General features: G+C 72.0%; 15 protein-coding genes. 10 read left to right on the forward strand and 5 right to left on the reverse strand.

Annotated features, from left to right (window positions below; all coding sequences use genetic code 11):
- The 5 genes from AOJ26_RS11220 to AOJ26_RS11240 all read left to right on the forward strand — a co-directional run.
- On the forward strand, positions 1 to 1,396 hold a 1,396-nt coding region (locus AOJ26_RS11220), incomplete at its 5' end, for a PP2C family protein-serine/threonine phosphatase (protein WP_159044261.1).
- An 85-nt stretch (positions 1,397 to 1,481) separates the two neighbouring features.
- Positions 1,482 to 4,271: a SpoIIE family protein phosphatase/ATP-binding protein gene (locus tag AOJ26_RS11225; RefSeq protein WP_234358527.1), complete on the forward strand. Its 2,790-nt coding sequence runs from the start codon at positions 1,482 to 1,484 to the stop codon at positions 4,269 to 4,271.
- 134 nt (positions 4,272 to 4,405) lie between these two features.
- Positions 4,406 to 5,770 (forward strand): FAD-dependent oxidoreductase, encoded by a 1,365-nt coding sequence (locus AOJ26_RS11230; protein ID WP_053848088.1) that lies wholly within the window; start codon positions 4,406 to 4,408, stop codon positions 5,768 to 5,770.
- A gap of 144 nt (positions 5,771 to 5,914) precedes the next feature.
- A complete protein-coding gene (locus tag AOJ26_RS11235; RefSeq protein ID WP_053848147.1) occupies positions 5,915 to 7,066 on the forward strand; it encodes an FAD-dependent oxidoreductase in 1,152 nt (383 codons plus the stop codon).
- A 42-nt stretch (positions 7,067 to 7,108) separates the two neighbouring features.
- Positions 7,109 to 7,681 carry a MarR family winged helix-turn-helix transcriptional regulator gene (locus tag AOJ26_RS11240; RefSeq protein WP_053848089.1) on the forward strand — a complete coding sequence of 191 codons (573 nt, stop codon included), beginning with the start codon at positions 7,109 to 7,111 and terminating at the stop codon, positions 7,679 to 7,681.
- Positions 7,682 to 7,690: 9 nt separating this feature from the next.
- On the opposite strand, the gene AOJ26_RS11245 is transcribed toward AOJ26_RS11240, so the two are convergent.
- Complete coding sequence (locus tag AOJ26_RS11245; RefSeq protein ID WP_053848090.1) at positions 7,691 to 8,668, reverse strand: ABC transporter substrate-binding protein; 978 nt, start codon at positions 8,666 to 8,668, stop codon at positions 7,691 to 7,693.
- A gap of 155 nt (positions 8,669 to 8,823) precedes the next feature.
- Here AOJ26_RS11245 and AOJ26_RS11250 point away from each other — a divergent pair, with 155 nt between their 5' ends.
- The gene (locus AOJ26_RS11250) at positions 8,824 to 10,209 is read left to right on the forward strand and encodes an alpha/beta hydrolase family protein (protein WP_053848091.1); all 1,386 of its coding nucleotides are present in this window, start codon (positions 8,824 to 8,826) and stop codon (positions 10,207 to 10,209) included.
- 10 nt (positions 10,210 to 10,219) lie between these two features.
- Here the strand turns inward: AOJ26_RS11250 and AOJ26_RS11255 are convergent, their stop codons facing one another.
- Positions 10,220 to 11,113 carry a peptidoglycan-binding domain-containing protein gene (locus tag AOJ26_RS11255; RefSeq protein ID WP_053848092.1) on the reverse strand — a complete coding sequence of 298 codons (894 nt, stop codon included), beginning with the start codon at positions 11,111 to 11,113 and terminating at the stop codon, positions 10,220 to 10,222.
- Positions 11,114 to 11,400: 287 nt separating this feature from the next.
- Here AOJ26_RS11255 and AOJ26_RS11260 point away from each other — a divergent pair, with 287 nt between their 5' ends.
- From AOJ26_RS11260 to AOJ26_RS11270, 3 genes are all read left to right on the forward strand, one after another.
- Positions 11,401 to 12,741 carry a jacalin-like lectin gene (locus AOJ26_RS11260; protein ID WP_053848093.1) on the forward strand — a complete coding sequence of 447 codons (1,341 nt, stop codon included), beginning with the start codon at positions 11,401 to 11,403 and terminating at the stop codon, positions 12,739 to 12,741.
- A gap of 168 nt (positions 12,742 to 12,909) precedes the next feature.
- Entirely contained in the window at positions 12,910 to 14,286 is a 1,377-nt protein-coding gene (locus AOJ26_RS11265) for a glycoside hydrolase family 43 protein (protein ID WP_053848094.1), read from the forward strand.
- Positions 14,287 to 14,369: 83 nt separating this feature from the next.
- Entirely contained in the window at positions 14,370 to 14,864 is a 495-nt protein-coding gene (locus AOJ26_RS11270; protein WP_053848095.1) for a lamin tail domain-containing protein, read from the forward strand.
- On the opposite strand, the gene AOJ26_RS11275 is transcribed toward AOJ26_RS11270, so the two are convergent.
- Complete coding sequence (locus AOJ26_RS11275) at positions 14,848 to 15,852, reverse strand: hypothetical protein (protein WP_053848096.1); 1,005 nt, start codon at positions 15,850 to 15,852, stop codon at positions 14,848 to 14,850. The genes AOJ26_RS11270 and AOJ26_RS11275 overlap by 17 nt on opposite strands.
- Positions 15,849 to 16,217 carry a PadR family transcriptional regulator gene (locus AOJ26_RS11280; RefSeq protein ID WP_053848097.1) on the reverse strand — a complete coding sequence of 123 codons (369 nt, stop codon included), beginning with the start codon at positions 16,215 to 16,217 and terminating at the stop codon, positions 15,849 to 15,851. Before AOJ26_RS11280 ends, AOJ26_RS11275 begins: the two co-directional genes overlap by 4 nt.
- A 354-nt stretch (positions 16,218 to 16,571) precedes the next feature.
- On the opposite strand from AOJ26_RS11280, the gene AOJ26_RS11285 reads away from it, so the two are divergent.
- Positions 16,572 to 17,681, forward strand: coding sequence for a hypothetical protein (locus AOJ26_RS11285; protein WP_053848098.1), 1,110 nt, complete (start codon positions 16,572 to 16,574; stop codon positions 17,679 to 17,681).
- Here the strand turns inward: AOJ26_RS11285 and AOJ26_RS11290 are convergent.
- Positions 17,674 to 18,333, reverse strand: a complete 660-nt coding sequence (locus AOJ26_RS11290) for a maleylpyruvate isomerase N-terminal domain-containing protein (RefSeq protein ID WP_053848099.1) — start codon at positions 18,331 to 18,333, stop codon at positions 17,674 to 17,676. The genes AOJ26_RS11285 and AOJ26_RS11290 overlap by 8 nt on opposite strands.
- Between the last annotated feature and the right edge of the window lie 106 nt (positions 18,334 to 18,439).

An 18,439-nucleotide genomic window follows, 5' to 3' on the forward strand; every position in this document is an offset into this window, starting at 1 on the left:
GCCGGACCCCGAGCCCGCCCCGCGGGCGTACGAAGGGGACTGGCTCGCCGTCTCCGTGCATCCCGGTCCGGACCGTGCTGGCCAGCCGGTCCGGACCGCGAGCCGGGTCGCGGACAGTCCAGCGGGGCAGGAGGACGGGGAGGCGGGCGGGAGCCCGTTGGCGCCCCTGTACCGGCCGATCGCGCTGGCCATCGCGCTGACCGAGGCGGTCACCGCCCGGCAGGTGTCCGCGGTCGTGATGCGGGAGCTGCTGCCCGCGTTCGGCGGTCGCCGGCTCGCGATCTACCTGCTCCAGGAGCGGCACCTGTACCTGGAATGGGAGACCGGCTTCCCCAAGGGCTTCCTCGCGCCCTTCGAGGGGGTGGACCTGGGCGCGCGCCTGCCCGGCGTGGAGACCCTCACCACCGGCCGCCCGCTGTTCTTCGACTCGATGGAACAGCTCACCGCCGCCTACCCCGGCATCGCCCTGGACGCCACCGAGGGCGCCCGCGCCTTCCTGCCGCTGATCGCCTCCGGGCGCCCCGTCGGCTCCTGCATCCTCGGCTTCGACCGGCCGCGCAGCTTCAGCACCGAGGAACGCACCGTGCTCACCGCGCTGGCCGGACTCATCGCCCACGCCATGGAGAAGGCACAGCGCTACGAGTCGGAGACCGTGCTCGCCCGCGGCCTCCAGCAGGCGCTCCTCCCCCGCCGTCTCGCGGCGCACCCGCAGCTAGAGACGACCGGGCGCTATCTGCCGGGCACCGCGGGGATGGACGTCGGCGGTGACTGGTACGACGTCGTCGAGTCCGGCGACGGGCTGGCCCTGGTCATCGGGGACGTCCAGGGGCACGGGGTGCAGGCGGCGGCCACCATGGGCCAACTGCGCACCGCGGTCAGGGCGTTCGCGCTGGGCGACCGGCCGCCGGACGAGGTCATGGCCAGCACCAACCATCTCCTCATCGACCTCGATCCCGGCCTGTTCGCAAGCTGCTGCTACATCCGGCTCGACCCGGCCACCGGGGTGGCCAGGGCGGCCCGCGCCGGGCACCCCCCGCCCCTGCTCCGCAGCCCCGACGGCCGCACCCGGGTCCTGGACCTGCCCGGCGGGGTGGTCCTCGGGGTGGCACCGCGGGCCCGCTATCCGGTGACCGAGCTCCGGGTGGAGCCCGGCGCGATCCTGGCGCTCTACACCGACGGGCTGGTGGAACGGCCGGGCAGCGACATCGACGAGGGCATCTCCGCCCTGCGCGTGGCCCTCGCGAGGGCCGGCGCTCCGGCTGCCCGGCCGGGCAGCCGGTTCCTGGCCGGCGTGGCGGACCGGCTCACGGCCAAGGCCCGGCACGCCCTGGACCGCCCCGACGACATCGCGCTGCTGCTCGCCACCCGTCGGGCGGCACCGACCAAGTCGCTGTGAGGACGGTCTGGCGGGTTTGTTCATGTTCTGTCACACCGTGTGACGACCCTCGCCTCCTGGGGCGAGGCAGTGTAGACATGGGCACATGGTCCGACTCCTGGGCCGCTTCGGGGGCGGGTCGGCCCGTCGCCCCGGCGGTCCCCGCCCACCGCAGACACCCGACGACGCTCACGACCGGCACGAGGGCCCGCTGAAGGGCAGTTCGCCCACGCGGGTGGAGCGCGACGGGGCCCGGACGCGGCGGCAGCCGGGAGCCCTGCGGGCGGCGGTCGGCGGCCGCAGCGTGGCCGGGCAGGTCTTCGTCCTCCAGGTCGTGATCGTGCTGCTGCTGGTGGTGGCAGCGGTGGTGGCCCTGGTGCTCCAGGTCCGGCACGACAGCACCATCGAGGCCCGCAACCGTTCGGTGGCCGTCGCCCAGGCCTTCGCCAACGCCCCCGGCACCGCGGAAGCCCTCGCCGGTCCCGACCCCTCGGCGGTGCTCCAGCCGCGCGCCGAGGCGGCCCGGCTGGCGACCGACGTGGACTTCATCGTCGTCATGGACACCGACGGCATCCGGTACACCCACCCCAAGCCGGACCGGATCGGCAAGAAGTTCGTCGGGGACATCGCCCCCGCGCTGGCCGGACGCGTGGTGACCGAGGACATCACCGGCACGATCGGGCCGCTCGTGCAGGCGGTGGTCCCGATCAAGGACGACGGCAAGGTCGTGGGCCTGGTGTCGGCCGGCATCACCACCGCCAAGGTGGGCGGCACCGCCGACGAGCAGGTGCCGCTGCTCCTGATGGCGGCCGCGGTCGCGCTCGCGCTGGCCACGGCGGGCACGGCACTGGTCAGCAGACGGCTGCTGCGCCAGACGCACGGGCTGGGCCCGCACGAGATGACCCGCATGTACGAGCACCACGACGCCGTGCTGCACGCCGTGCGCGAGGGCGTGCTCATCGTCGGCGGCGAGGGCAGGCTGCTGCTCGCCAACGACGAGGCGCACCGGCTGCTGGACCTGCCCGCGGACGCCGAGGGCCGGCACGTCCTCGACCTCGCGCTCCCCGCCGACACCGCCGGGCTGCTGGCCTCCGGCCGGGTCGCCACCGACGAGGTGCACCGGGTCAAGGACCGCCTCCTGGCCGTCAACCAGCGGCCGACCGACATCCAGGGCGGGCCCCCGGGCAGTGTCGCCACCCTGCGCGACTCGACCGAGCTGCGGGCCCTGTCCGGGCGGGCCGAGGTGGCCCGCGAGCGCCTCGACATGCTGTACGACGCCACGGTGGGCATCGGCACGAGCCTGGACGTGACCCGCACCGCCGAGGAGCTCGCCGAGCTCGCCGTGCCGAGGTTCGCGGACTTCGCCACCGTCGACCTCTTCGACGCGGTGCTCAGCGGGGGCCAGCCGGAGGCGGCGACCACCCTGCGCCGGACCGCGCTCAGCGGCATCCGCGAGGACGCGCCGCTGTACAAGGTCGGCGAGCGCATCCCCCTGGTCGACTCCGCTCCCCAGGCCCGCGGCATCAGCAGCGGCCGGGCCGTCCTGGAGCCGCGGCTCACCGAGGCCACCGGGTGGCACGCGCAGGACCGGGAGCGCTCCGCCCACGTCATGGAGTACGGCATCCACTCGCTGATCGCCGTCCCCCTGCGGGCCGGCAACCTCGTCCTGGGCACGGTGAGCTTCTGGCGCTCGGACAAGCCCCAGCCGTTCGACACCGAGGAGGTCGCCCTCGCCGAGGAACTCGTCACGCGGGCCGCGGTCTCCATCGACAACGCCCGCCGCTACACCCGCGAGCACACCATGGCGGTGACGCTCCAGCGCAGTCTGCTGCCGCGCCGGCTGCCCGAGCAGGACGCCCTGGACATCGCCTACAAGTACCTGCCCGCGCAGGCCGGGGTGGGCGGCGACTGGTTCGACGTGCTGCCGCTGTCCGGTGCCCGGGTCGCGCTCGTGGTCGGTGACGTCGTGGGCCACGGGCTGCACGCGGCGGCCACCATGGGCAGGCTGCGCACGGCGGTGCACAACTTCTCCGCCCTCGACCTGCCGCCCGACGAACTGCTCGCCCTGCTCGACGAGTTGGTCGCCCGCATCGACCAGGACGAGGCGGAGGAGAGCGGCAACTCCCCGGTCACCGGGGCGACCTGCCTGTACGCCGTCTACGACCCGGTCAGCCGGCTGTGCACCATCGCCCGCGCGGGCCATCCGCCGCCCGCCGTCATCCATCCCGACGGCCGTGTCGAGTACCCCGACGTGCCCGCCGGCCCCCCGCTCGGCCTCGGCGGCCTGCCGTTCGAGACGGCCGACCTGGAACTCGCCGAGGGCAGCCGTCTGGTGCTGTACACGGACGGGCTCGTCGAGGACCGGGAGCGCGACATCGACGTCGGACTGGAGCTGCTCCGCGCCTCCCTGGCGCAGGCTGGCCCCTCGCCCGAGGACACGTGCCGGGCCGTGCTGGACGCGCGGCCGCCGTCCCGGGCCACCGACGACATCGCCCTGATCGTGGCCCGCACCCGGGCGCTCGCCGCCGACCGGATCGCCGAGTGGCAGGTCCCCGCGGACCCGGCGGCCGTCTCCGACGTACGGGCCGCCGTGTCCCGGCAGCTCGCGCGCTGGGACCTGGACGAGCTCGCGTTCACCACGGAACTGATCCTGAGCGAGCTGGTCACCAACGCGATCCGTTACGGCGGCGACTCCATCCACGTCCGCATGCTGTACGACCGCACCCTGATCTGCGAGGTCTTCGACGGCAGCAGCACCTCACCGCATCTGCGGTACGCGGCCATGACCGACGAGGGCGGCCGCGGGCTGTTCCTGGTGGCCCAGCTCAGCGAGCGGTGGGGCACCCGGTACACCCCGGCCGGCAAGGTCATCTGGGCGGAACAGCCGCTGCCGTGACCGGATTCGGGACCCTGCATCTGCCCATAAAGTGATCTTATGAGCTCATAGACCGGACCCGCGTACCGACTTAGGCTTGCCTTAGCTTAGGCTTCCCCCGAGTTGATCTGTCACCGCTCGAAGGGAACCTGATCATGCCCCGCCCCCTGCGGGTAGCCATCGTCGGAGCCGGCCCCGCCGGGATCTACGCCGCCGACGCGCTGCTCAAGTCCGATGCGGCCGCCGAACCCGGTGTCTCCATCGACCTCTTCGAGCGGATGCCGGCCCCGTTCGGACTGATCCGTTACGGCGTGGCTCCGGACCACCCCCGGATCAAGGGCATCATCACGGCCCTGCACCAGGTGCTCGACAAGCCGCAGATCCGTCTGTTCGGCAACGTCGACTACCCGACCGACATCAACCTGGACGACCTGCGCGCGTTCTACGACGCCGTGATCTTCTCCACGGGCGCGACCGCCGACCGCGAGCTGCGCATCCCGGGCATCGACCTCGACGGCTCCTACGGTGCCGCCGACTTCGTCTCCTGGTACGACGGCCACCCGGACGTGCCCCGCACCTGGCCCCTGGAGGCCGAGAAGGTCGCCGTGCTCGGCGTCGGCAACGTCGCCCTCGACGTGGCCCGCATCCTCGCCAAGACGGCCGACGAACTCCTGCCGACGGAGATCCCGCCGAACGTCTACGAGGGCCTGAAGGCCAACAAGGCGCTGGAGGTCCACGTCTTCGGCCGCCGCGGCCCGGCGCAGGCGAAGTTCTCCCCGATGGAGCTGCGCGAGCTGGACCACTCCCCCAACATCGAGGTCATCGTCGACCCCGAGGACATCGACTACGACGAGGGCTCGATCGAGACCCGCCGCGGCAACAAGCAGGCCGACATGGTCGCCAAGACCCTGGAGAACTGGGCGATCCGCGATGTCGGCGACCGCCCGCACAAGCTGTTCCTGCACTTCTTCGAGTCGCCCTCGGAGATCCTCGGCGAGGACGGCAAGGTCGTCGGCCTGCGCACCGAGCGCACCGCACTGGACGGCACCGGCAACGTCAAGGGCACCGGCGAGTTCAAGGACTGGGACGTCACCGCGGTCTACCGCGCGGTCGGCTACCTCTCCGACAAGCTCCCGAAGCTGCCCTGGGACATCGACTCGGGCACGGTCCCGGACGAGGGCGGCCGGGTCATGCAGGAGAGCGGCGAGCACCTTCCGTCGACGTACGTCACCGGCTGGATCCGGCGCGGCCCGGTCGGACTCATCGGCCACACCAAGGGCGACGCCAACGAGACGGTGTCGAACCTGCTGGACGACTTCGCGAACGACCGCCTCCAGACGCCCGGTTCGCCCGAGCCGGAGGCGGTGGACGCGTTCCTCGCCGAGCGGAACGTCCGCTTTACCACCTGGGAGGGCTGGTACAAGCTGGACGCCGCCGAGAAGGCGCTGGGCGAGCCCCAGGGCCGCGAGCGCGTGAAGCTCGTCGAGCGCGAGGACATGCTGCGCGAGAGCGGCGCCTGACCCGATCGCGACGCCGACCGTGCCGAAGCCCCGCAGGGGCGGCGCGGCCGGCGTCGTGCCGTGTCCGGAACCCTCGCCGTCGGCCCGTCGTTCCCCTCGTGCCCGTACGACCGTGCGGGCCGACGCGGGACGAACGGGGTGGGTGTGGCACGCGTACTGGTCATCGGCGGCGGTATCGCCGGTACGGCGGCGGCTCTGGCGCTGCACAGGGCGGGCTTCGAGGCCGTCGTGCACGAGTCCCACCCCGACTCCGCCGAGGACATCGGCGCGTTCCTCACCCTGGCGAGCAACGGCATGCGCGCCCTGGCCCAGCTGGACGCCTCCGCGGCGGTCACCGCGATCGGCTTCCCGCTGACCTCGCTGCGGGTCCTCGACGACACGGGCACCGAGCGGGCGCACGGGCCCATGGGCGAGGTCTCCAACCCGCTCCTGCACTACCGGTGCCTGCGCCGCGGCGACCTCAACACCGCGCTCCAGGCGGAGGCCGCACGCCGCGGTGTCACCGTCCGGCACGGCGCACGGCTCGTCTCCGTCGAGGACGGCCCCCACGAGGTCACCGCGCACTTCGCCGACGGCACCACCGCGACCGGCGACCTGCTGATCGGCGCCGACGGCCTGAACTCCACCGTCCGAGAGGCGATCTCCCCGGGGACGCGGCCGTTCCACGCCGGCCAGTACGTCTTCTACGGCTACACGCGCGCCGGTGTGCCTCCCGGCGCGGACGCGTGCATCACCATGGTCCGCGGCAGCGGGGCCGCGTTCGGCTACGCGGTGTCGCCCGACGGGGAGGCGTACTGGTTCGCCCGGGTGACCGGCGGCCCGCTGTCCGCGGAGGAGTTGGCGCAGGGCACGCCCGCCGACTGGCGCGAGCTGTTGCTGCCGCTGCTGCGCAAGGACGGCACACCGGCCGCGGACCTCGTCGCGGCCACCGGCGACGACCTCATGGTCACCAACGCCACCGAGATCCCCACCGGCGCCCGGTGGCGCTCCGGACGGACCCTGCTCATCGGCGACGCCGCCCACGCGGCCTCGCCCGCGACCGGCCAGGGCGCCTCGATGGCGCTGGAGGACGCGGTCGTGCTCGCCAAGTCCCTGCGGGACGCCCCGGACACGGACACCGCGCTCACCCTCTACGAGACGCTGCGACGCCCGCGCGTGGAGCACAACATCACCGTCAGCGGCAACATCTCCCGGGGCACCCACACCCCCTCGGCCGCCTCCCGCCCCAGTGACGAGGACCTCGTCCGGCTCCTGGAGTGGGACGCGGACCTCTGGGCCGAGCGGCACCCCCTCTAGAATTTGACCTCGAACGACCTGTGCCAGACGAAGGAGCCGCCCGTGCCCGGCCAGCGATCCATCACCCAAGCCGAGAAGCTCGCGGCCGAGAAGCTCGGTGGTTTCCCGATCCGACGGGACCAGATGGCGGCCGTGGCGAACATCTACCGGGCCGCCTCCGCGGTGCGCCAGCACCTGGAGAACTCCGTGCTGCGCGGCTCGGACCTGACCTGGACGGCGTTCGTCGTGCTGTGGGTCGTCTGGGTGTGGGGCGAGTCGGAGACCCGGCACGTGGCGGAGGAGGCCGGGATCTCCAAGGGCACGCTCACCGGCGTCGCGCGGACCCTGGAGTCGCGCGGGCTGCTGAGCCGCGCCGGGCACCCCACCGACGGGCGGCTCGTCCTGCTCAGGCTCACCGACGAGGGCGAGGAGCTGATGCGCCGGGTGTTCCCGGCGTTCAACGAGGAGGAGGCCTTCGTGACGGCCGGCCTCAGCGACAGCGAGTGCCGTGACCTCGCCGAGGGGTTGCGGCAGGTCGTGCTCCAGGTGGAGGAGCACGGCGAGGAGCGCCGCCGTGAACTGCTGGGCGGCTCCGATCCCGCCCCGCGCCGCAGCGGTCGGCGGGCCAAGGCCTGAGCCCGCCTCTCAGGAGAACAGCGCCTGGATGTCCGGCTTCCTGTCGCCGAAGATGCCGTCCTCCTCGCCGAGGGCGGCGAGCTTCTCCAACGAGGCCAGGTCGACCTGGGCTGGCCAGCTCGGGAGGATGAGCTCGCTCAGCACCTCGCCGCCGATCTTGGTGTAGACGGTGAGGATCTGCCGGGCCTCGTCCGGGTGGCCGGTGGCGTACTCCAGTGACTCCCTCATGGCCTCGGTGAACTTCCGCACCAGTTCAGGGTTCTGCTGCGCGATCTTCGTCGAGGTGAACCAGGTCGCGACCGTGAGCTTCGGGTCGGTCTCCGCGAACGGCGAGGCGACGACCCGGGCGCCCTGCGCCTTGGCGACCGTCTGTGCCGGTTCGCCCATCCACGCGGCGTCCACGCGGCCCCCGTCCAGCGCGGCCGGCATCTGGTCGAAGGGGATCTCGACGAACTTCACCTTCGCCGGATCACCGCCGGCCTCGCGCACCGACTCGCGCACCGTGGTGTCCCCGATGTTCTGGAGGGTGTTCACGGCGACCGAGCGTCCGGCCAGGTCCTTCGCGGACTTCACCGGACTGTCCTTCCTCACCAGGACGCCGGTCACGTCGGCCCCCACCTTGCCGTTGGTCGCCGCCCCGTTGACCACGGACTTCACGGGGACGCCCTTGGTCTGCGCGAGCATCAGGGACGTGGTGTTGCTGAAGCCGAACTGGAACTGACCGCTCACCACTCCCGGGATGATCGCCGCACCCCCCTGCGCGGTCACCGTCCGCAGCTCGATCCCCCGGGCGGCGAAGAACCCCTTCTTCTGGCCGAGATAGAGCGGGGCCACGTCGACGATGGGGATGACCCCCACCGTGACCCGGGTCTTCTTCCCTCCGCTCGCGGACGTCGTCCCGTCGCTCCCGGAGTCCGACGAGCCACATCCGGCGGCGCCCGCGAGGGTCACCACCGCAACGGCAAGTCCGAGCAAGCGCCTTCGCATGGGGCCCTCCTGACGAGGCGGCGGAACACCTCACGACCCGTTCACTGATGTTGTGCACATCATTGACGCCCGTAATGTACACGCCTACCTTCGCCGGTGTCAGTCCCCCCGACCGCAGGACAACCGGACTGCGCCCAAGGAGCCCACGTCTCGTGATGCACCGCATCCGCACCCGTACGCTCGTCACCGTCGCGGCCCTGCTGCTCGCCGCCCCCCTCACCCCGGCCGCCCATGCCGCCGAGGACACCCGCGTCGAGGGCCGGCTGCCGTCCGGCGCGGCCTACCTCATGGACGTACCGGCCGACTGGAACGGCACGGTCCTCCTCTACAGCCACGGCTACACCCCGGCCGGCGCCCCCAACCCGGCCCGCAACGCACCCGACGACACCACGAAGTCCCTTCTCCTGAAAGAGGGTTACGCCCTCATCGGGTCCTCGTACGCCACCACCGGCTGGGCCGTGACCGACGCCGTCCCGGACCAGCTCGCCACCCTGGACACCTTCACCGCCCGTTTCGGACGCGCCGGCCGGACCATCGCCTGGGGCGCCTCCTACGGCGGTCTCGTCACGACCGCCCTCGCGGAACGCCACGCGTCCCGCCTCGCCGGCTCACTGTCGATGTGCGGACTGGTCCAGGGCGGTGTCGCCAACTGGAACAGCACGCTGGACCCGGTGTTCGCGCTGCGGACCCTCCTCGCGCCCGGCTCGGGCATCCCGTTGACGGGCCTGCCGAGCCCGACCGCCGCGGCCCGGGCATCCGACGCCATGACGGCCGTCCTCACAGAAGCCCAGCGGACCGCGCAGGGACGCGCCCGCATCGCGCTCGCCGCCGCCCTGCACAGCATCCCCGGCTGGAACGACCCCGCACAGCCACGGCCCGCGCCGACCGACCGGGACGCCCAGCAGTCGAACCAGTACCAGGCCCTCGTCGGGCTGGTGCAGTTCCCCGCGTTCGTCTGGCGCCAGGAGGCCGAGTCCCGGGCGGGCGGCAACCCGTCGTGGAACACCGGGGTCGACTACCGCGCGATGCTCCGCAACTCGCCCTACCTGAAGGAGGTCGAGGAGCTGTACACGAAGGCCGGCCTGTCCCTGAAGTCCGACCTCAACACCCTCGACCGGACCCCGCGCATCCGCGCCGACCGCAACGCCGTCGACTGGATGAGCCGAACCAGCACCTTCACCGGGCGCCTCACCAAGCCCCAGCTGAACATCCACACCACCGGCGACGCACTGATCCCGGTGCAGTCCGAGAGCGCCTACCGCCGGACCGCCACGGCCGGGGGCTCGGCTCCCCTGCTGCGCCAGCGCTATGTCGGCAACGCGGGCCACTGCACCTTCAGCCCCGGCGAGCAGATCGCCGCCCTGCACACGCTGGAGGACCGGATCAGCAGCGGCCACTGGCGCGACACCGATCCGGCCGCCCTCAACTCCCGTTCCAGGCACGCCGATCCGGCCTCACCGGCCCGCTATCTCCCCTACCTTCCGGCCGCCTACCCCCGCCCCTACGACCGGGCGCACCCTGCCGACGGACAGCGGAGGTAGCACTCGGCCGTCAGGGCTCCGAGGTCTCGGACTCGAGCTTGGCGCGCGTCGCCGGGCCGTAGACGCCGGACTCGTCCGTCAGGATGAAGCGGGTGACCTGGTAGGTGCGCACCGCGCTCTGGACCTGCCGGTCGAAATCGCCGTCGGCCTCTCCGTCGTAGGCGCCGACCTGCCGGAGCCGGAGCTGGAGTTCGACGACCTCGGGCCCTTGGTCGCCGAGGCCGAGCACGGGAGGCTGACCGTTCGACACGGTCGGACCGGGGGCCGCCGTGGCGGTGGCGGCGGCGCTCGACGGGGCCCCGGTCGGGGTGGCGGTGACCGTCGGGGAAGCGCTGTCACCGGACTCCGCGCTCGGCGAGGAGGAGGGCGGCGCGGACGACTGCGACGAACTCGCCGTGACGGACGGGGTCGTGGCCGACGGGCTGCTCGACGACACCTGGGCCTCCGGCACGCCCGCGCGCACGCCGCCGGCCACGGAGCCGTCCCGGGAAGGACCGTCGTAGGTGAAGAGCCCGCCGACGAATCCGCCGGTGACCAGAACGGCGACGGCCGCCCCCGCCCCGGCGACGACCAGGTTCCGCCGTCTGCGCCCGTGGGGGCCACTGTCGGCCGGGGGCTCCGGGTGCGGCTCCTCACCGGACGCCCCGCCCGGGTCCGCCGGGACCATGGTGACATCGGCCAAGTACCCAGTGAGCAAGGGAGGTTGAGGATCCGACGGTTCCTCGCCGACCTCCACGAAGGGGCGTATGCGCACCGGGTCGAAGTCCTCCGCCGCGGCCGCCTCAGCCGTACGGGACTCGCGGTGGGCCTCGGAGGCGCGGTGCGCACAGGAGCAGGAGGGAGTGCCGTCCGCCGCCCTGGGCGCCCCGCACTCCGGGCAGACGAGGACTGGTGGTTCACTCACGTGCGTTCCCTCTCCCTACGATCTTCATATCGTAGACAGATATGCCGCGCGGAAATTCCACAAGCCGTATCGTCCCGGAACCACGGCGTCCTCGGGACCGAAATTCAGCCACCGCGCGTGAAGGCCACATGAACCGCGGTGGACGCGTGGCCCCAACACCCGTTCACAGACAGGGAACTTGACCGCGCGGGAGTGCGCGGGACCACGACAACATGGGGTAACCAGCGGTAACTTCTGTCCCGCCCCGCTCCCTTGCCCGCGCCACTCCTCCAGGAGAGACACTCCCCATGCGCAGACTCCTCCCCGCCCTGGCGGCGACCGCCGCCGTCCTCGGCGGACTCACCGCGGCCGCCCCCTCCGCCACGGCCGCCGACTCGGGCACCTTCAGCGTGCTCAGCTACAACGTGGCCGGCCTGCCCGAGGCCATCTCCAGCGCACCGACGCCCCGCGAGCCGAGCACCACGGAGATCGGCCGGCGGATCGCGCCGTACGACATCGTCCACGTGGAGGAGGACTTCAACTATCACGCCCACCTCTACGCGGGTGACACGAACCACGCCTACCGGACTCCCACGAGCGGCGGCGCCGGCATCGGCAGCGGCCTGAACACGCTGTCCAAAATCCCCTACGACACCGACGACTTCGAGCGGGTGCGCTGGAACTCCTGCCAGGTGGACTCGGGCGACTGCCTGACCCCCAAGGGCTTCACCTTCATGCGGGAGCGGCTCGCCGAGGGGGTCTACGTCGACTTCTACAACCTGCACACCAACGCGGGCACCAGCGACGGAGACCTCGCCTCGCGCGCGGACAACCTCAACCAGCTCACCGCGTTCATCAGGACCCACTCCGCGGGCAACGCCGTCGTGGTCATGGGCGACACCAACACCCGGTACACCCGCACCGGCGACACCATCGCCGAGTTCGCCGCAGCCAACGGACTCACCGACCCCTGGGTCCAGCTCGTCCGCGGCGGCACCTCGCCCGCCAAGGGCAGCGACGCGCTGGTCTGCGACCAGAGCGGCACGACGGTCCCCAACACCTGCGAGGTCGTCGACAAGGTCCTCTACCGGAGCAGCCGACTGGTCTCCCTCAACGCCACCTCGTACAACAACGAGCACGCCAAGTTCCTCAACGGCGACAACCTGATGCTCTCCGACCACGACCCGATCACCGTCGGCTTCACCTGGTCGCGCAACCCCGCCTACCAGCTCAGCGACCAGTTCGGCGGCCCGCACGGGGACTACTACAACGACATCACCGCCGTCCCCGCGGGCGCCCGGGCCACCGCCGTCGGTCTGCGCAGCGGCTCCCGGATCGACCGGATGAGCCTCACCCTGGCGGACGGCACCACCCTCGCCCACGGCGGGACCGGCGGCACCGCGTCCTCCCTGACCCTGGGCAGCGACGAGTACGTGACCACGGCCCAGCTCTGCCAGGGCGAGTACAACGGCCACACGCGGATCTTCTACGCGAAGTTCACCACCAGCCTCGGCCGCTCACTGTCCGGCGGCACCGCCACCTCCGACTGCGTGACCCGTACCGCCCCCGCCGGGCGGCAGATCGCCGGATTCCACGGGCGTTCCGGTGACGCGGTCGACAAGGTCGGCTTCATCTACACCGAGCGCTGACCCCTGTGCCCGGGGCGCTCCCGAGCACCCCGGGCACACAGGAAACTCAAAAGAGCGGCGCGACGATTGACGCGCCCATGATCAGGCTCTACGTTCTGATCGATTTACCGAACTTCGTTCGAAATACCGGCAGTCGAGGTGCCCCCGCACGCCACCCTGGAGACCCCGATGAGCGCAAACCCCCACCTGTCCCGCCGTGGCCTCCTGGGCATGACGGCCGCCGTGCCGCTCGCCCTGACCCTCGGTTCCGGCACGGCCCACGCCGCCGACTCGGCGTACGCGATGGTCTACTTCACCGAGTCGACCAACCTCGGCGACGGCACCGACTACGGCCTCCACCTGGCCGTGAGCCCTGACGGGCTCAACTGGACGCCCCTCAACCAGAACAGCCCCCTGGTGACCCCCACCGCCGGCGCCCTCGGCCTGCGCGACCCGTTCCTGATGCGCAAACAGGACGGCACCTTCGTCGTCCTCGCCACCGACCTCAAGGGCACCGACTGGAGCTACAACAGCCAGTACATCCACGTCTGGGACTCCACCGACCTGCGCACCTTCACCGGCTACCGGCGCCTGAAGCTGCACGACATGACGACCCACAGCTGGGCGCCGGAGGCGTTCTGGGACGCGGGCCGCGGCCAGTACGCGGTCATCTACTCGTCCGTGAACAGCAGCGGCCACAACGTCATCATGGTCAACTACACCAGTGACTTCGTCACCGCCTCCGCCCCGCAGGTCTTCTTCGACCCCGGCTACGACGTCATCGACGGCGACATGGCCGTCGGCGTCAATGGCTACAACTACCTCTTCTACAAGAAGAACCAGACCCTGGTCTCCGCACGCTCCACCACCCTGAGCCCGGGCAGTTTCACCGAGTACAGCGCGGGCGTGGCCCACGGCGGCACCGAGGCACCGACGGTGGTGAAGTCACTGACCACCGGCACCTGGTGGCTGTGGGGCGACACCTACACCCCCAACGGCGTCTTCTACGCCTGGCAGTCCACCAGCCCCGCCACCGGCACCTGGACCCCACTCGACCAGAAGAGCTACACCCAGCCGGTCAACTCCAAGCACTGCGGCATCGCCACCATCACCACGGCCGAGTACACCAACCTGCTCGCCAAGTGGGGCGCGCCGGCCTGGAACCGGCTCAAGTCCTACAACTACCCGGCCCGTTACGTCCGCCACGCCAACTACGCGGGCCGCATCGACGAGTACCCGATCGAGCCCTACAAGGACTCCCTGTGGACCCTCGTCCCGGGTCTCGCCGACAGCTCCGGCATCTCCTTCCGGTCCGTCAACTACCCCGACCGCTACCTGCGGCACTACGACTACGCGCTCCGACTCGACGCGAACGACGGCACGTCCACCTTCGCCGGCGACGCGACCTTCTACCGCACGGCGGGCCTAGCGGACACGAGCTGGGCCTCCTTCCGCTCCTACAACAACCCGACCCGCTACATGCGCCACTCCAACTACGCGCTGCGCATCGACCCGGTCTCCACCGCTACCGAGAAGCAGGACGCCACATTCCGGGTCGGTTACTGATTCAACCGAAAAGCCCCCCTTGGCGCCCCACGTTGTATACGCTCCAGGTCTTCTTCACGAGACCTTCACAGGGGGGCTTTTCCATGCGCAGAGGACACATAGCCGCCGTCGCGGCCGCGGGCGCGCTGACCGTACTGACGGCAATCCCGGCCCACGCCACCGAGTACTCGTCGGCGCTGAAGGTCAAGGGCGTCCAGTACGACGCCCCGGGCCGGGACTCCAACAGCTGTGCCACCGGCAACACCGACGAGGAGTACCTGACGATCAAGAACTACTCGCGGACCGCGACGGTGAACCTCAAGGGGTACGTCGTCAGGGACTCCACCAGCAGCAACAAGTTCACGTTCACGAAGAACCACACGCTCCAGCCCGGCGACTACGTCAAGCTGCGCGGCGGCCGCGGCACCGACTCCGACGCGAACAACGTGGTCTACCGCAACAACTGCAACTTCCTCTGGAACAACGACAAGGACACGATCCGCCTCTACAAGCCCTCGGGTGCGCACGCCGACACCCACGCGTACACCAAGAGCGCCGACGACCGGGACGGCAACGGGTACATCACGTACCACGGCTGAGCAGGTCGCGTCCGCTCACGACGGCCAGCGCGGCGGTCAGTGCGACCAGGGCCGCCGCCTGGGTCAGGACCCCCACGCGCAGCGCCCCGGGCAGCACGTCCAGCCACGGGTAGACGGCGGTGATCCGGACCGCCAGGAGGAGCAGCCCCAGTGCCGCGAGGGCCGCCGCCTCTCCGGCGGGGACGCGGTTCTCGCCCCGCACGCGGTACAGCAGCCAGGCGAGGGCCGCCACCAGGTAGCACGTGACGAGCGCCCAGACGGTGTCGACCCCGCCGGGCAGCGCCACGACGGAGCCGCCCATCAGCACGCAGCAGGCGGCAAAGACCAGGCCGGGCGCGCCCGTGGGCAGAGCCGCCGGGGGCGCGTCACGGTGGTGGGCCGCGCACAGCGCCAGCGCCGACACCCAGGCCAGCACGGCGGCCGCGACGACGTAGGCGGAGTCCGAGGGAGCGAAGTCGCGGGCCCAGAGATCGGCCAGCGGCCAGAGCGTGGGCAGGGCCGCGACCAGCGCCGACACCTGGGCGAGGCGGCGGTGGTCGCGCAGGAGGGCGAAGTAGGCGACCGTCCACAGCAGCGGGAAGAACCACTGGACGACCGCGCCGGCACCGGCCCACGCCCCGTGGCCGACGAAACCGTCCGTGAACATGTCCCACTGGCGCCCGCCCCGGGTCGACACCCAGGTCAGCCCCAGGACGCGGTCGACCACGGCGGACGCCGCCTGGAGCAGGACGGCGAAGAGCGCGAAGAGACGGACGGCGGAGCCGAGCACGGCGTACCGGCGGGGTGCCCCGCCCGCACCGAGCCTGCTGCGCACGGCCAGCGCGACGACGCTCCCCACCTCTGCGAGGGTGGGCCGGCTCTGCTCCTGGGTCTCCTGGTCGACGTCCCACAGGTACGTCTCGACCATCTCCTCCTCGCGCTCGCGCCGGTAGTAGGCGGGCAGCAGGCGCAGGACGGCGCGGTAACGGGCTTCGAGCAGCGTCGTCATGCCAGACCTCCGGCGAGTCCGGGCCCGGTGGCGGGCGCGTCGGTGATTCCGGGACTGCGACGCCCCTCGGCGATCCGCTTCTTCGCGGCGCTCGCTCCGGCGGCCAGCCGCTCCGCCTCGGCGCCCAGGGCAGCGGTCCCCTCGTCGGTGAGCCGGTAGTAGCGCCGGAGCCGGCCCTGCTGCACCTCCTCGCGGTCCAGCACGATCAGCCCGTCAGCGGTGAGCCGGTCCAGGACGCCATAGAGGGTGCCGACACGCATCTGCACGGCCCCCTCGGAGAGCTCCTCGACCTCGCGCAGGATGCCGTAGCCGTGCCGCGGCTGATCGGCGAGGGCGGTCAGTACGAAGAACGCCGCCTGTGTCATGTTCCTCGGTGCCATGAACCTGAATATATCGGCTCCCGATATATTCAGCCAGCCGAACCGCGAGAGTCGCCGGGCGGGACACGCGAACAGGGCCCGCCCCAATGCGGATGGTGGGCGGGCCCTGTTCGAGAGGTCATTTTGGCGTGCCGGGCCGTGAACAGGGCACGAGTGAACGGCGGTTGCTCGGTGCACGGCGTGTGCGCCCCGTGTGCACGGGACAGATCGTGTTGAGTGACCCGGGCGGACGGGCACCGCATGCCGGATGTGTCCGTCTGCCGGACCCGCCTGGTCCGCACGGGCCGGCGGCGACGATACTTGGCCCCGGCACACACCACCCCCTCCACAGATGGACCCATGTCAAGCACTCCCACGGCAGACCCCGCACCCTCCACCGTCTGGCTGGCCCGCGGCCGTCATCTCGGATCCGACGCGGCCGACGTCCTGCGCCGGAACCTGGAGCGACTGAAGGAGAGCCCGACCCTCGACGACTTCCAGGAGCCGTCCGAGACCGGGGACGCCCCGGAGCGGATCTTCGAGGCCCGCTGGCGGGTCGCCGGTGAGGTGACCGTCCGGGCCCGGCTCTCGCTCGCCCCCGTGTCGAGCGGCGGACAGGAGTGGGTGCTGGCGGCCGAGGCGGAGGCGCCGTGGGATCTGCGATGGCCCTCCCCGGCGACCATGTTCTGGCCCGACGGCGAGGACGTCTTCTGGGACCGCGACGCCGCCACCGGGCTGCGGCTGCGGGACCTGAGCGTGCTGCCCGAGGAGGACAAGGAGGTGCGGCGGCTGCTCCGGCAGGCCGTGCGCCGCAGCTGGGCCGTGCACGTCGTCGTCCACGAGGCCATGACCACCGACCAGCGCGGCCGCCGCCCGCTGGCGGACATGCTGCCGCCGGGCCTGCGCCACCGGGTCGTCGAGCACCGGGCGCAGCCGCACCAGCTCCGGGTCCTGAACTGGGCCGTGAAGGAGTTCGGCGTGGAGGTGCCGCGCGGCGGTGCCGTGGTGCTGCCCGGGACGCCGGTGCCGCCGGGGTACGACGGCCAGGACTTCTCCGTACGCAGTGTGTTCCTCGACGGCTCGGAACCCACCGAACTGATCGCGGCCGTCACGCGCTACGCCGCGATGCCCAAGCCGCTGCCGGACGGCGGTGAGACGGCCGTGACGGCGCTGCGGGAGCAGTGGCAGCTCCTCACCCTGCACGAGGAGCTGGAACGCGAGCGCGCGCTGGTGGCGATGTACGCCGAGGCGCTGGAGGCGATGACGAAGTCCCGGGACCTGTACCGGGAGGCCGCCGAGCGGGCCAACGAGGCACTGGCGATCTACCGCGAGAGCGCCCCGGTGCCCGAGCCCCGGGCCGATCCGGAGGCCACCTCGCCGTTGCAGCAGCTCTCCAAGACCTTCGGGCGCTGGAAGGGCACCCTGCGGCCCCCGGCCCGCGACGGGGAACAGGACCGGCAGATCAGCTGAAGAGCGGGAAGCGGTCCGCGTCCGCGCCCAGCGTGAGGCGTTCGGCGTCCGTGAGCGGTATGCGCCCGGTGGCGGCGCGGGCGTAGTGCTCGTCGCTCCAGTCGAGCGGGACGGGCCGGCCGAGGAGACCGTCCAGGGTGGCGCGCACCGCGGCCAGGCCCCCCGGGGACGGCCCGGCGGCCTCCGGCAGGTCGGTGACGAGGTCGAGGTGGTGGACGGTCGCCTCGACGACGAGGGTGTGCACCAGGTCCTCGGCCGTCAGCACGTGCCCCTGCGTGGCGACCCGCAGGTCCGGCCGGGTGTCCGCGGCCGCGTTCACGGTGGCTGCGGCGGTCTCCGAGTAGAGGTCGCGGAGCTGGCCGAAGTCGAGGAACATCCCGGCGCACACCCGGTTCCAGCGTCGGCCGTGCGCCGCGCCGACCGGGTCCGGCGCCCAGTCCCGCCAGTAGGTCACCGCGTCCCGGTCGGCTGCTCCGGCCGCGGGCGTGTGCAGGGCGACCAGGGCCCGCTGGGCGTCACCGGCACAGTGGAAGACCAGGTCGCGCACCGCCCAGCCCGTGCATCCGGTGGGCCGCCAGGAGTCCTCGTCCCCGAGGGGGCGTACGACGGCGGCGAAGGCCCCGTAGGCGGCGCGCAGCACGTCGGCGTTCATGGCGCCAGCCTAGGCGGGGCGCTCTCCCGGCGTGGCGGGAGGTGTCGGAGGGCCCGCTGTGGATACGCGGTGGGGACAGCACCTCGGTCCGTCCGGAAGGTCACCG

Source organism: Streptomyces sp. NRRL B-24085 (assembly GCF_001282115.1).
GTDB lineage: Bacteria > Actinomycetota > Actinomycetes > Streptomycetales > Streptomycetaceae > Streptomyces.

Excerpts from the sequence above, each read along its gene's own strand:
- AOJ26_RS11260 (WP_053848093.1), top strand. The coding sequence starts at position 11,401 with ATGCGCAGACTCCTCCCCGCCCTGGCGGCGACCGCCGCCGTCCTCGGC.
- AOJ26_RS11275 (WP_053848096.1), bottom strand. The coding sequence starts at position 15,852 with ATGACGACGCTGCTCGAAGCCCGTTACCGCGCCGTCCTGCGCCTGCTG.
- AOJ26_RS11245 (WP_053848090.1), bottom strand. The coding sequence starts at position 8,668 with ATGCGAAGGCGCTTGCTCGGACTTGCCGTTGCGGTGGTGACCCTCGCG.
- AOJ26_RS11225 (WP_234358527.1), top strand. The coding sequence starts at position 1,482 with ATGGTCCGACTCCTGGGCCGCTTCGGGGGCGGGTCGGCCCGTCGCCCC.
- AOJ26_RS11290 (WP_053848099.1), bottom strand. The coding sequence starts at position 18,333 with ATGAACGCCGACGTGCTGCGCGCCGCCTACGGGGCCTTCGCCGCCGTC.
- AOJ26_RS11230 (WP_053848088.1), top strand. The coding sequence starts at position 4,406 with ATGCCCCGCCCCCTGCGGGTAGCCATCGTCGGAGCCGGCCCCGCCGGG.
- AOJ26_RS11265 (WP_053848094.1), top strand. The coding sequence starts at position 12,910 with ATGAGCGCAAACCCCCACCTGTCCCGCCGTGGCCTCCTGGGCATGACG.
- AOJ26_RS11285 (WP_053848098.1), top strand. The coding sequence starts at position 16,572 with ATGTCAAGCACTCCCACGGCAGACCCCGCACCCTCCACCGTCTGGCTG.
- AOJ26_RS11250 (WP_053848091.1), top strand. The coding sequence starts at position 8,824 with ATGCACCGCATCCGCACCCGTACGCTCGTCACCGTCGCGGCCCTGCTG.
- AOJ26_RS11280 (WP_053848097.1), bottom strand. The coding sequence starts at position 16,217 with ATGACACAGGCGGCGTTCTTCGTACTGACCGCCCTCGCCGATCAGCCG.
- AOJ26_RS11270 (WP_053848095.1), top strand. The coding sequence starts at position 14,370 with ATGCGCAGAGGACACATAGCCGCCGTCGCGGCCGCGGGCGCGCTGACC.